The organism is Brevundimonas diminuta 3F5N (genome assembly GCF_900163625.1).
In the GTDB taxonomy this organism is placed as follows: Bacteria; Pseudomonadota; Alphaproteobacteria; order Caulobacterales; family Caulobacteraceae; genus Brevundimonas; species Brevundimonas diminuta_A.
In genome coordinates, this window is record NZ_FUIE01000084.1 from 1 (window position 1) to 12,913 (window position 12,913).

Genomic DNA, 12,913 nt, shown 5'->3' on the forward strand with positions numbered 1-12,913 from the left:
GAGCAACGCGCGCCGCGCCAACCGGCACGGTCGAGCCCTTGGCCAAAGCACTGGGTCCCGGCGTCCGCCGGGATGAGCGGGTATTGAAGTCAGGCCGCGCGGTTCTTCACCAGATCATCCACCACTGACGGATCGGCCAGCGTCGAGGTGTCGCCCAACGCGCCCAGTTCGTTCTCGGCGATCTTGCGCAGGATGCGCCGCATGATCTTGCCCGAGCGGGTCTTGGGCAGGCCTGGCGCCCACTGGATCACGTCGGGGGCGGCGATGGGGCCGATCTCCTCGCGGACCTGGGCGACCAGGGCCTTGCGCAGGTCTTCGGTGGCCTCGACCCCCTTGTTCAGGGTGACATAGGCGTAGATGCCTTGACCCTTGATGTCGTGGGGGAAGCCGACGACGGCGGCCTCGGCCACGTCGTCGTGCAGGACGAGCGCGCTCTCGACCTCGGCGGTGCCCATGCGGTGGCCCGAGACGTTGATGACGTCATCGACCCGGCCGGTGATCCAGTAGTAGCCGTCCGCGTCGCGGCGGCAGCCGTCGCCGGTGAAATACTTGCCCGGATAGGTCGAGAAATAGGTCTCGAAGAAGCGCTGGTCGTCGCCGTAGACCGTCCGCATCTGGCCCGGCCAGCTGTCGGTGATGCACAGATTGCCCTCGGTCGCGCCGTCCAGCACTGCGCCCTCGGCGTCGACGATTTGAAGCTCGACGCCGGGCAGGGGCTTCGTCGCCGAGCCGGGCTTAAGGTCGGTCGCGCCGGGCAGGGGCGAGATCAGGGCGCCGCCCGTCTCGGTCTGCCACCAGGTGTCGACGATGGGCAGGCGGCCTTCGCCGACGACCTCATGATACCAGCGCCAGGCCTCGGGATTGATCGGCTCGCCGACCGTGCCCAGCAGGCGCAGGGACTTGCGGCTGGACGCCTTCACCGGCGCGTCGCCGTCGCGCATCAGGGCGCGCAGGGCCGTGGGGGCGGTGTAGAAAATATTGACCTGATGCTTGTCCACCACCTCCCAGAAGCGGCTGACGGTGGGATAGTTGGGCACGCCCTCGAACATCAGGGTCGTCGCCGCATTGGCCAGGGCGCCATAGACTACATAGGTGTGGCCCGTGACCCAGCCCACGTCGGCGGTGCACCAGAAGACCTCGCCGGGACGGTAGTCGAACACCAGCTCATGCGTATAGCTGGCCCAGAACAGATAGCCGCCGGTGGTGTGCAGCACGCCCTTGGGCTTTCCGGTCGAGCCGGAGGTGTAGAGGATGAACAGCGGGTCTTCGGCGTTCATCGGCTCGGGCGCGCAGTCAGGCGAGGCCTTTTCCGTCTCGACGCCCCAATCCAGATCGCGGCCCGCGACGAAGGGCACGTCCGCGCCGGTGTGGCGCAGGACGACGACCGTCTTCACGCCCGCGACCTTTTCTAGCGCCTTGTCGACATTGGCCTTCAGCGGCACGCGCTTGCCGGCGCGGCAGCCTTCGTCGGCGGTGATGACGAAGGTCGATTCACAGTCCTCGATCCGCCCGGCGATGCTGTCGGGCGAGAAGCCGCCGAAGATGACCGAATGCACCGCGCCGATGCGGGCGCAGGCCAGCATGGCGTAGGCCGCCTCAGGGATCATCGGCAGATAGATGGTGACGCGGTCGCCCTTCTGGACGCCGTTCGCCTTCAGCACATTGGCCAGGCGGCACACACGCTCATGAAGCTGGCCGAAGGTGACGGCTTCGCTGTCGGTCGGTTCGTCGCCTTCCCACAAGATAGCGACCTCGTCCTTGCGGGCGGGCAGGTGGCGGTCGATGCAGTTGACCGAGGCGTTCAGCACGCCGTCCTCGAACCAGCGGATGCGGAAGTCTTCCTTCTTGAAGGAGACGTCCTTGATCTTGGTCGGGAAGGTCATCCAGTCGAGACGTTCGGCCTGTTCGGCCCAGAAGGCCTCGGGGGTCTCGCGCGCCTGCATCCGGGCCGCTTCATAGCCGGCGCGGTCCATGTGGGCGCGGGCGGCCAGTTCGGCGGGGACGGGATAGATTTCCGGATCAGACACGCGATTTTCCTCCAGGGTCTTTTTCTTTTTCGGCCTTAGAAGCCGTATTTGGCGAACAGGATCAGACGGGTCATGTCGCCGTCCAGTCCTGACTCGAGTTTGCGGTCAGCGAACATCACCTCGGCGCCCACATCAAACGCCGCAACCGGCGACCAGATCAGATTGGCGTGAAGGCTCTGGGCCGAACGGTTGGCGCCGGTTCCGGTCAGGGCTGTATCGTTGTCGACCTTCTGCGTCGACCAGATCAGGCTGGAGCGCCAGCCCGGCGCCCAGACGTGGCGATAGGCGGCGAAGCCCGCGATCACGCCGATGGCCTCCAGATCGCCCGAGGCGTCCAGCACGGCGTCGTTGGAGAAGTTCAGCCCGACATAACGGCCGATGCCTTCGCCGCCCGTCAGCATCAGGCGGATGTCGTCCTGCGCCCCGACCTTGAACTTGGCCGAGGCCGACAGGCCCCAGCCCGTGGCGGTGGAATCGATGTTCGTCGCCGGGTTCTGATACTTCAGCTGGCGCACCAGGCCGGACAACTGCACGTCGCCCCACGGACGGCTGAGGCCATAGCGGGCGGTCAGGTCGGGCAGGCTGTTGTCGTCGGCGATGATGCGGGCGCCGCCGCCGAAGGGGGTGACGGTGGTCTCGGGGTTCTCCAGCGCGATGGAGAAGGGGCCGCGCGTATAGCGGACCTGGGCCTGACGGGCGAAGACCGTGCCCTCGGCCGCGCCGACGAAGTCCGCCGACTCCGGCAGGACGGCGGTGTTCTGGAAGTTGGTCCACTCCTGGCCGATCAGCCAGTTGTCGATGGTGACGAAGGCGCGGCGCAGGGCGGGGTTCGAGCCGCTGGTCGTGCGTTGGTCGCCCGAGCCGGGTAGGGTCTGGAAGTCCATCTCCAGTCGCGTGCCGATCTTGTGGCCGCCGACCACGCCGTCGGTGGTCAGCCAGAAGCGGGTCTGGCGGGCGTTGAAGTCGGTAGCGACGTCCTCGCTGTCGCCGCCGACCGGGATGGAGCCTGGCAGATGATAGTCACGCAGGGCGTCGCCGTTGGCCGGGTCGCCGCCGGAATATTTTGACGCCGTGAAGTCGGTCTTGATGAAGCCACCGAACTTCACCGTGTGGTCGCCGATGCGGAAGCCTTCCTCGCGCGGGGCGCCGGAGACGGGCGTCGGCGCGGGCGCCGAGGCTGTGCGCGTCTCCAGGCGGATGATGTCCTGGGCCTGCGACGCCTGCTGCGTTCGCGCGGCGACGACTTCGGATTTCAGACTGTTCAGCTCGGCTTCGAGCTGGGCGATGCGGGCTTCCAGAGCGGCGCTGGCGTCCTGAGCCAGTGCTGCACCGGGCGCGAGCAGCAGCGCGGCCGCAGCCACGCCGCCGAACAAACGGCAGCTTCCCATGCGTGGTCCTCCCAGACCGTTGTTCCGGACCCGTCTGTCGCAGGCCTCAGAACGGCAGCATTCCGCGCGCTCCGGGTTTGCGGCCATTAGCCATTCGTCTAGTTTCGACCAAAGTCGAGGCGCGGCATGGTGTCGTCGCGACGCGGCCGACGAAACAAGAACCGCGCGTGGGAAGGACACTCATGGATCGCATCGTCGTCGCCGACGACCACCCCTTGTTTCGGGCAGCCCTGAAGTCGGCTGTCGAAAAGGCGTCCGAAGGCGCCCAGATCGTCGAATGCGCCAGCCTGGCCGAGGCTCAGGCCGCTCTGGGCGCGGGGCCGGTGGACCTGCTGCTGCTGGACCTGAAGCTGTCGGACGTGGACGGCATGACGGGCCTGACCCTGATCCGCGCCGATCATCCGGCCGTCCCGGTCGCCGTCGTTTCGGCCAGCGAGGAGGCGCCGACCATCCGCCGCGCCCTGGCGCTGGGGGCGGCGGGCTTCATCCCCAAATCGGCGGCGTTGCCCGAAATGGTCGAGGCCATCCAGGCCATTCTCGAAGGCGAGACCTGGGCGCCTGAGGTCGAGGCGGCGAGCGAGGACGAGGTCGATCTGCAGGCGCGCATCGCCAGCCTGACGCCGTCGCAGCTGCGCATTCTGGAAGGGTTGAAGATCGGGCGGCTGAACAAGCAGATCGCCTTCGACCTTGGCGTCACTGAGGCCACCATCAAGGCGCATCTGACCAGCGTCTTCCGCAAGCTGGGCGTCCAGAACCGGACCCAGGCGGTGATCCTGGCGCAGTCGCTGGAGCTCTGACGCTCTTTATTCGATAGGAAGCGGGCGGCCATTATTCGACCAAGGTCGCTCTGCGCAAACCACCGTTCCTGCTGTCACTCTCCCTTCCGACGCTCGGCGCAAAGCACGTCGGGCGCGAGGGAAACGCGCCGCACATCGCGGCCGCACAGGAAGGGACTGCCCATGACCGACCGCACCATGGGTGCGGCGGACGGCGGCGAGCACACGGTCGACAAGAACGACCGGCTGGTGATTCTCGCCTCCTCCGTCGGCACCGTCATCGAATGGTACGACTTCTATCTTTACGGCTCGCTGGCCGCGATCATCTCCGCCCAGTTCTTCTCGGGCGTGAACGAGACCACCGGCTTCATCTTCGCCCTGATGGCCTTCGCCGCCGGTTTCGCCGTGCGTCCGTTCGGGGCCATCGTCTTCGGACGCATGGGCGACCTGTGGGGGCGCAAGAACACCTTCCTGGTGACCATGCTGCTAATGGGCATTTCGACCTTCGTCGTCGGCCTGCTGCCGCCCTATGCCGCCATCGGCATCGCCGCCCCGATCATCCTTGTGCTGATGCGCCTGATCCAGGGCCTGGCGCTGGGCGGGGAATACGGCGGCGCCGCCACCTACGTCGCCGAGCACGCCCCGCACGGCAAGCGCGGCTTCTACACCTCCTTCATCCAGATCACCGCCACTGTGGGCCTGTTGCTCAGCCTGATGGTGATCCTGGGCGTGCGCTTCGCCGTGGGCGAGGAAGCCTTCGTCGAGTGGGGCTGGCGCATTCCCTTCCTGGTGTCGATCCTGCTGCTGGGCGTGTCCCTGTGGATCCGTCTGAAGCTGTCGGAGAGCCCGGCGTTCAAGCGCATGAAGGCTGAAGGCAAGGGCTCGACCACGCCTCTGAAGGACAGCTTCCTGAAGTGGCCGAACCTGAAGCTGGTGCTGATCGCCCTGTTCGGCCTGGCGGCCGGTCAGGCCGTAGTCTGGTACACGGGTCAGTTCTACGCCCTGTTCTTCCTCGAGAAGACGCTGAAGGTCGATCCGGCTCTGGCTAACATCCTGATCGCCGCCGCCCTGGCGCTGGCGACGCCCTTCTTCGTCTTCTTCGGCTGGCTGTCGGACAAGATCGGGCGCAAGCCGATCATCCTGGTCGGCTGCCTGCTGGCGGCCCTGACCTACTTCCCGCTGTTCAACGCCCTGACCGGCGCCGCCAACCCGCGCCTGGCCGCCGCCGTGGCGGAGTCGCCGGTGACCGTCTACGCCGATCCGGCCGACTGCCACTTCCAGTTCGACCCCGTGGGCAAGACCGTCTTCAACAGCTCGTGCGATCTCGCCAAGACCCATCTGGCCAAGGCGGGCGTCACCTACATCAACGAAGCCGCCCCGGCCGGAACCGTGGCCCAGGTGCGCATCGGCGATCAGGTCGTCGACAGCTTCAACGGCAAGACCATGCCCAAGGCCGACTTCGACGCCCAGAAGAAGACCTGGGACGCCGGCCTGACCGCCGCCCTGACCCAGGCCGGATACCCGGCCAAGGCCGACAGCGCCCTGGTCAACAAGCCTATGGTGATCGGCATCCTGTTCCTGCTGGTGCTGTATGTGACCATGGTCTACGGCCCGATCGCCGCCGCCCTGGTCGAAATGTTCCCGACCAAGGTGCGCTACACCTCCATGTCGCTGCCCTATCACATCGGCAACGGCTGGTTCGGCGGCTTCCTGCCGACCACGGCCTTCGCCATGGTCGCCGCTACGGGCAACATCTACTACGGCCTCTGGTACCCCATCGCCATCGCCGTGCTGACCCTGATCGTCGGCGTCCTCTTCGTGAAGGAAGGCAAGGACGTGGATATCCACGACTGATCGGGCGGCCTCGTAACAACTGACTTTCGCCAACCTGCGGGCGGTCCGGCTTCGGCCAGGCCGTCCTCTTTTTCACTTGCCCGCGTGATCGCGCCCGGCCCAGATGACGCCCATGTTCAGCCTCGCCACCCTGGCCCTGACGGCCTTCTACATGGCCGCCCTGTTCGGCATCGCCTGGTGGTACGAGCGGCCGCAGATCAAGGCGCGGCGCGGGATGTTGGGGCCGTCGCTCTACGCCCTGTCGCTGGCCATCTACTGCACCTCCTGGACCTATTACGGGGCGGTGGGCACCGCCGCGCGCGACGGATGGGAGTATCTGCCCATCTATGGCGGTCCGATCCTGGGGCTGACCCTGCTGCTGCCGCTGTGGCGGCGCATCGCCTCGGCCGCTCGCCGCGAGAACGTCGGCTCGATGGCCGACTTCATCTCGTCCCGCTACGGCAAGAGCCCGGCGCTGGGCGCGGCGGTGGCGGGCGTCGCCATCCTGGGCTCGGTCCCCTACATCGCCCTTCAGCTCAAGTCGCTGTCGATGGCGGGCGAGATGATCACGGCGGGCACGCCCGTCGCCGGATCCGAGAGCCTGACCGTCCTGGTCATGGCGGCGGTGCTGGCCGGGTTCGCCATCCTGTTCGGCGCGCGAAGGCCCGACCTGACCGAGCACAACCGCGGCCTGATCCAGGCCATCGGCATCGAGTCCATCGTCAAGCTGGCCGCCCTGTTGGCTGTCGCCGTCTTCGCCGTCGTTCTACTGGCCGCCTCGCCGTCGCGTCAGGCCGTGACCGACAGCCTGGGCCAGTTGGGCGGCTGGCCGCATATCGACGCCCGCTTTATGGCCATCACCCTGGTGGCGACCCTGGCCATCTTCTGCTTGCCGCGCCAATTCCACGTCGCCTTCGTCGAGGGCGGCGATCCGGCCCAGGTGCGCCGCGCACGTTGGATATTCCCGCTGTATCTGATCCTGACCACGCTGGCGGTCCTGCCGCTGGTGGCGGCGGGCGGGCTGTTCCGGCCCGAGACCAACCCCGACCTGCTGGTGTTGGCCCTGCCGTTCGGCGCCGGGCAGAGCCTGCTGACCGCCGTGGTCTTCGTTGGGGGCTTCTCGGCCGCCACCGCCATGGTCATCGTCGAGGCCGTGGCCCTGTCGGCCATGGTGTCCAACAACCTGGTCCTGCCGTTGATGGGGGCGGGGCGGCGGCGCGGCGCGGTCCAGCCGGACATGGCGCGGACCCTGCTGAACATCCGTCGCCTGGCCATCGTCGGCCTGCTGCTGCTGGCCTGGCTTTATTATCTGGCGATGGACCGTTCCAGCGGACTGGCGGCCATCGGCCTAGTGTCCTTCGCCGCCCTGGCCCAGTTGGCGCCGTCGCTGTTCGGGGCGGTGCTGTGGCGCGGCGGACGGGCCAGCGGCGCTCTGGCGGGATTGGCGGCGGGGATGGCGGTCTGGGCCGTCATGCTGGCCGCGCCGCAATTGGCGCCCGGCTTCGGCCTGAACGTTCCCGCCATGCTGGGGCTGGAAGACCCGTTCGCGGCGGGGGTCTTCCTCAGCCTGTCGCTGAACCTCGGCGTCTTCATCCTGGTGTCGCGGGCGCGGCCGCCGCGCCTGATCGACCGGGTGCAGGCCCGCGCCTTCGTCGACCGGCTCGGCCCCGACTGGATGGAGGGGCGCGGCGGCTCGGCCGGGGCCTCGGTCGGCGACCTGCGCGCCCTGGTCGCCCGCTTCATCGGCGACGAGCGGGCCGAGCGGGCCTTCGCCGCCTGGGCGCGCGAAACCGATGTCAGGCTGAAGGACGCCGACCCGGCCGACGCGACCCTGGCCCGCGCGGCCGAGCGGATGCTGGCGGGGGCCGTCGGCGCCGCCGCCGCCCGCCGCGTCCTGGCCGCCGCCCTGGCCGCCGGAGGCCGCGCGCCCGAGGACGTGGTGCGGATGCTCGACGAGGCGTCCCAGGCCGTCCAGTTCAACCGCGACCTGTTGCAGACCACGCTGGACAACATCGATCAGGGCGTCAGCGTCGTCGACGAAGACCTGCGCCTGACCGCCTGGAACCGCCGCTATGTCGAGATGTTCGGCCTGCCCGCGGGCTTCGTCCACGTCGGCCTGCCCATCGCCGCCGTCTATCGCCTGAACGCCGAGCGCGGCGAGGCGGGCGTGCCGGATCACGAGATCGACGCCTGGGTCGAGCGGCGGCTGGAGGCTCTGGCCCGCCGCATCCCCCACGACCACGAGCGCGAACAGCCCGACGGCCGCATCCTGCGCTCGTCCGGCGCGCCCATCCCCGGCGGCGGCTACGCCACCAGCTACACCGACATCACCGCCCTGCGCCGCGCCGCGCGCGAGCTGGAAGAGGCCAACGAACGGCTGGAGGCCCGCGTCGCCGACCGCACCGAACGGCTGGAGGAGGCCCGCCGCACGGCCGAGGACGCCACCGCCTCCAAGACCCGCTTCCTGGCCGCCGCCAGCCATGACCTGCTGCAACCGCTGCACGCCGCGCGCCTGTTCATCGCCGCCTTGCGAGAAGACGCCGATCTGGCCGGATCGCCCGCGCGCGGCCTGGCGACCAACGCCGACCGCGCCATCGACAGCGCCCACCGCCTGCTGACCGCCCTTCTGAACCTGTCCAAGCTGGAGGCGGGCGGCGTCCAGCCCGCCGTGGCGCCGCTGGCGCTCGGCGGCCTGTTCGACGAACTGGCGCGAGAGTTCGCCCCGGTCGCCCGCGCCAAGGGGCTGACCTTGAAGGTGGCGTCATCGAGTCTGTGGATCGCATCGGACCGCGACCTGCTGCGCTCCATGCTGCAAAATCTGGTCGGCAACGCCATCCGCTACACCGACCGGGGCCGAGTGCTGATCGGCGCCCGGCGTGACGGCGAGCGGGTGCAGATTCTGGTCAGCGACACCGGACGCGGCATCGCCGAGGCCGACCGCCAGGCCGTGTTCGGCGAGTTCGTGCGCCTGCCCGGCGCCCCGGTGGACGAGCCGGGCGCCGGCCTGGGCCTGGCCATCGTGCAGAAGCTGTCGGACCTGCTGGGCCACCCCCTGTCCCTGGCCTCGCGCGTCGGACGCGGCACGACCTTCCGCGTGGCTGTCCCCCGCGCCGCCGCCCGGCCCGAGCCGGAGGTCACGACCGACGACCGCCGCTTGCCGCTGGCGGGCCTGCGGGTGCTGTGCGTGGACAACGAACCCGCTATCCTGGACGCCCTGACGGCCCTGCTGGATCGCTGGGGCGCGCAGGCGGTGACGGCGCGCTCGGTGGCGGCCACGCGGGCGGCTGCGGGGCCGTTCGACGCGGCCCTGGTTGATCTGCACCTGGGCGACGACGAGCCGGACGGCCTCGCCGCCGTGGATTTCCTGCGCGCCCGAGGGGTTCGGCGCATCGCCCTGGTCACCGCCGACACCCGCGACGGACTGAAGGAGCAAGCGGCGGCTGCGGGCGCCATCCTGCTGCCCAAGCCGGTCAAGCCGGCGGCGTTGAAGGCGTTCCTGAGAAGCTGAGGCTTACAGGCCCATGCAGAGGTATTTGATCTCCAGATAGTCCTCGATGCCGTGGCTGGAGCCTTCGCGGCCGAGGCCGGATTGCTTGATGCCGCCGAAGGGGGCGACCTCGGTGGAGATCAGGCCGGTGTTGATGCCGATCATCCCCGTCTCCATCGCCTCGGCCACGCGCCAGACGCGGCTCAGGTCGCGGGCGTAGAAATAGCCCGCCAGACCGAAGATGGTGTCGTTGGCCAAGGCGATCCCTTCCTCTTCCGTCTCGAAGCGGACGACGCCGGAGACGGGGCCGAAGGTCTCCTCGCGGCACATCTTCATGTCCTGGGTCACGCCCGACAGGACGGTCGGCTGGAAGAAGGTCATGCCTAGCTCATGGCGGGCCCCGCCGGTCAGCAGGGTCGCGCCCTTGGCCAGGGCGTCGGCGACGTGTTCCTCGACCTTTTTCACCGCCTTCTCGTCGATCAGGGGGCCGATCTGGACGCCGTCGTCCAGGCCGTTTCCGACCTTCAGCGCCTCGCTCGCCTTGGTCAGCTTGGCGACGAACTCGTCGTGGACGGCGGCCTGCACATAGAAGCGGTTGGTGCAGACGCAGGTCTGGCCCGCGTTACGGTATTTCGAGGCCACCGCCCCCGCCACGGCGGCGTCCACATCGGCGTCGTCGAAGACCAGGAAGGGGGCGTTGCCGCCCAGTTCGAGGCTCATCTTCTTGATGGTGTCCGATGACTGCTTCATCAGCAGGCGGCCGATCTCGGTCGAGCCGGTGAAGCTGATCTTGCGCACCGTTTCATTGGACGTCAGCTCGCCGCCGATGGCCGAGGCCGAGCCGGTGACGACGTTGAACAGACCGGGCGGCAGGCCCGCTTCTTCCGCCAGAACGGCCAGCGCCAGCGCCGTCAACGGCGTCTGGCTGGCCGGTTTCAGCACCACGGCGCAGCCGGCGGCCAGGGCCGGGCCGACCTTGCGGGTGATCATGGCGGCGGGGAAGTTCCACGGCGTGATGGCCCCCACCACCCCGACCGGCTGGCGCAGGGTTACGAGGCGTTTGGCGGCGTCGTAGGTCGGAATGACCTCGCCATAGGTGCGTTTGCACTCTTCGGCGAACCACTCGATGAAGCTGGCGGCGTAGGCGATCTCGCCCTTGGCCTCGGTCAGGCTCTTGCCCTGCTCGCGGGTCAGCAGGCGACCCAGCGCCTCCTGCTCGCTCATCATCAGGTCGAACCAGCGGCGCAGGGTGCGGGCCCGCTCGCCCGCCGTCTTCGCGGCCCAGAGCTTCATCGCGGCCCCGGCGGCGGCGACGGCGCGGCGGGTCTCAAGGGCGCCCATGTCGGGAACCGTCGCTAGCACCTCGCCGGTCGCGGGGTTGGTCACGTCGATCGTCCCGCCGCCGTCGGCGTCGATCCAGCGGCCGTCGACATAGGCCTGATGGCGCAGCAGGCGGGCGGGGTCGGGCATGGGGCGGCTCCTTGGCGCGGTCGGGGGACCGACATAACGCGCCGCAAGGGCGGCGGCTGCAAGGAAGTGAACGTCTAGCTGAGCATCAGCCCCATGCGGACCAGGGCCGGCAGGCTGTCGGCCTCCATCTTGGTCATGACCTTGGCGCGGAAGACCTCGACCGTGCGCGGGCTGATCTTCAGGTCCAGAGCCATCTCCTTGTTGGAGGCGCCGGCGACCAGGGCGTCGAAGACCTGGCGCTCGCGCGGGGTCAGGCGTCCCAGGCGCAGGCGGGCCTGCTGGCGCGCCTGCTGGCGGACGTCCAGATCGCCGAGTTGGGCCAGGCAGCCCTTCACCACCTCGACCAGGCGGGCGGGGTCGAAGGGCTTTTCGATGAAGTCGACGATGCCGGTCTTCATCATCTGCACCGCCATGGAGACGTCGGCGTGGCCGGTGATGACGATGACGGGCCAGGTCTCGCCGCGCAGCTCGGCTAGGCGGCGCACGATCTCGGCCCCGTCCATGCCGGGCATCCGCACATCGGTGATGACGCAGGCCGAGGCGTCTTCCGGCAGACTGGCGAAGAACTCGGTTCCGCTGGCGAAGCCGCGCGCACGCACGCCGCGTCCGCGCAGCACCCGAAGGAGGGCGTCGCGCACGGCCGGATCGTCGTCGATGACGAAGACGGAATGATCGCTCACGCGGTCGTGGCCTCCTGGTCCAAGGGCAGGGTGAAGAAGAAGGCGGCGCCGCCCAGGGCCTGGCTGCGACCCACGTTCAGGACGCCGCCGTGCCGCTCGACGATGGTGCGGGTGACGGACAGGCCCAGGCCCATGCCGCCGGGCTTGGTGCTGGTCATGGGCTGGAACAGGCGGTCGCGCTGATCGTCAGCGACGCCCGGGCCGTTGTCCTCGATGCTGATGCTGTAGCCGTCGGCCTCAGTGCGGCCCAGGATGCGCACCTGAGCGTCGTGGCGCCCGGCCGCGGCTTCGACGCCGTTGCGGACCAGATTGACCACCGCCTGCTGGAACTGGATGCGGTCAGCTCGCACCCGGTCGGAACCCGCGGCCATGTCGATGCGCAGGGCGACCTTCTGGGCCTGGCCGACACGCGTCAGGATCTGCTTCATGTTCTCGATCATGTCCGAGGCGCTTTCGCCGCCCAGGACGCCGGCTTCCTGTGTCAGGAAGGCGCGGATGCGGCGGATGATCTCTCCGGCGCGAAGAAGCTGGCCTTGAGCCAGGTCCAGGGTGCGGCAGGCGCTGTCGCCCAGGGAGCCGGCCTTCTCCATGTCGGCCCGGCTCGCGTGCATATAGCCGCTGGCCGCGCTCAGGGGCTGGTTCAGCTCATGGGCCAGGGTGGCGGCCATCTCGCCGAGGGAGTTCAACCGCCAGACGGTGTTCAACTGGGCGTGCAGTTCGCGGGCCTGCGCCTCGGCGGCGTAGCGGAGCGTCAGGTCGGCCAGGCCGAGGGCCACATGGTCCTTGTCCGATCCGCCGGGCGTCATGCCGAACTGAATGCCGACTGGAAAGGTCGATCCGTCAGGGCGTTGCCCGATCCAGTAGCCGGAATCGGCCTCCAGCAAGCCGGACTGCATCCCGGTGGCGGCGAGGGCGGCGATGTCGAAGCCGGGAACAATCTCGGCGAATGGCCGTCCCAGCGCCTCAGCCTCTGTGACCTTCAGCATGGCGAGAGCCGTGCCGTTGAGCCGTGAGATTGCGCCTTCGCGCGTCAGCATCAGGGTCGGCGTCGACAAGAAGGCGACGTTCAGCATGGCGTCGCGCGCCGCCAGGGCGCCTGTAAGTCTGGAGGCCCGCCGCCAGACAAGGACCAGAGCCGCCGAAGCCGTCAGGGTCAGTATCAAGGCGATCAGAGCCAGGCTGCGCGAGAATGACGGCGCCGCGAGCGCCAGCATCAAAGCCGCAATGGCGAACAGGGCGCACGCCAAGGCGA

At 68.8% G+C, this 12,913-nt stretch carries 8 protein-coding genes; 3 read left to right on the forward strand and 5 right to left on the reverse strand.

What is annotated here, in order from left to right:
• Positions 1 to 89: 89 nt before the first annotated feature.
• Positions 90 to 2,027, reverse strand: coding sequence for an acetate--CoA ligase (acs, locus tag FM111_RS14815; RefSeq protein ID WP_087141693.1), 1,938 nt, complete (start codon positions 2,025 to 2,027; stop codon positions 90 to 92).
• 35 nt (positions 2,028 to 2,062) lie between these two features.
• Entirely contained in the window at positions 2,063 to 3,415 is a 1,353-nt protein-coding gene (locus FM111_RS14820) for a DcaP family trimeric outer membrane transporter (protein ID WP_087141694.1), read from the reverse strand.
• A gap of 182 nt (positions 3,416 to 3,597) precedes the next feature.
• Between FM111_RS14820 and FM111_RS14825 the strand changes: the two genes are divergently transcribed.
• The 3 genes from FM111_RS14825 to FM111_RS14835 all read left to right on the forward strand — a co-directional run bounded on the left by FM111_RS14825 (position 3,598) and on the right by FM111_RS14835 (position 9,532).
• Positions 3,598 to 4,212: a response regulator transcription factor gene (locus FM111_RS14825; protein WP_087141695.1), complete on the forward strand. Its 615-nt coding sequence runs from the start codon at positions 3,598 to 3,600 to the stop codon at positions 4,210 to 4,212.
• A gap of 162 nt (positions 4,213 to 4,374) precedes the next feature.
• A complete protein-coding gene (locus FM111_RS14830; RefSeq protein ID WP_087141696.1) occupies positions 4,375 to 6,045 on the forward strand; it encodes an MFS transporter in 1,671 nt (556 codons plus the stop codon).
• A gap of 112 nt (positions 6,046 to 6,157) precedes the next feature.
• On the forward strand, positions 6,158 to 9,532 hold the full coding sequence (locus tag FM111_RS14835; protein WP_087141697.1) for a hybrid sensor histidine kinase/response regulator: 3,375 nt from the start codon (positions 6,158 to 6,160) through the stop codon (positions 9,530 to 9,532).
• A gap of 3 nt (positions 9,533 to 9,535) precedes the next feature.
• On the opposite strand, the gene FM111_RS14840 is transcribed toward FM111_RS14835, so the two are convergent.
• The 3 genes from FM111_RS14840 to FM111_RS14850 all read right to left on the reverse strand — a co-directional run bounded on the left by FM111_RS14840 (position 9,536) and on the right by FM111_RS14850 (position 12,908).
• A complete protein-coding gene (locus FM111_RS14840) occupies positions 9,536 to 10,981 on the reverse strand; it encodes an NAD-dependent succinate-semialdehyde dehydrogenase (RefSeq protein ID WP_087141698.1) in 1,446 nt (481 codons plus the stop codon).
• Between the two features lie 74 nt (positions 10,982 to 11,055).
• Positions 11,056 to 11,661 (reverse strand): response regulator transcription factor, encoded by a 606-nt coding sequence (locus FM111_RS14845; protein WP_087141699.1) that lies wholly within the window; start codon positions 11,659 to 11,661, stop codon positions 11,056 to 11,058.
• On the reverse strand, positions 11,658 to 12,908 hold the full coding sequence (locus FM111_RS14850) for an ATP-binding protein (protein WP_087141766.1): 1,251 nt from the start codon (positions 12,906 to 12,908) through the stop codon (positions 11,658 to 11,660). Before FM111_RS14850 ends, FM111_RS14845 begins: the two co-directional genes overlap by 4 nt.
• Positions 12,909 to 12,913 lie beyond the last annotated feature (5 nt).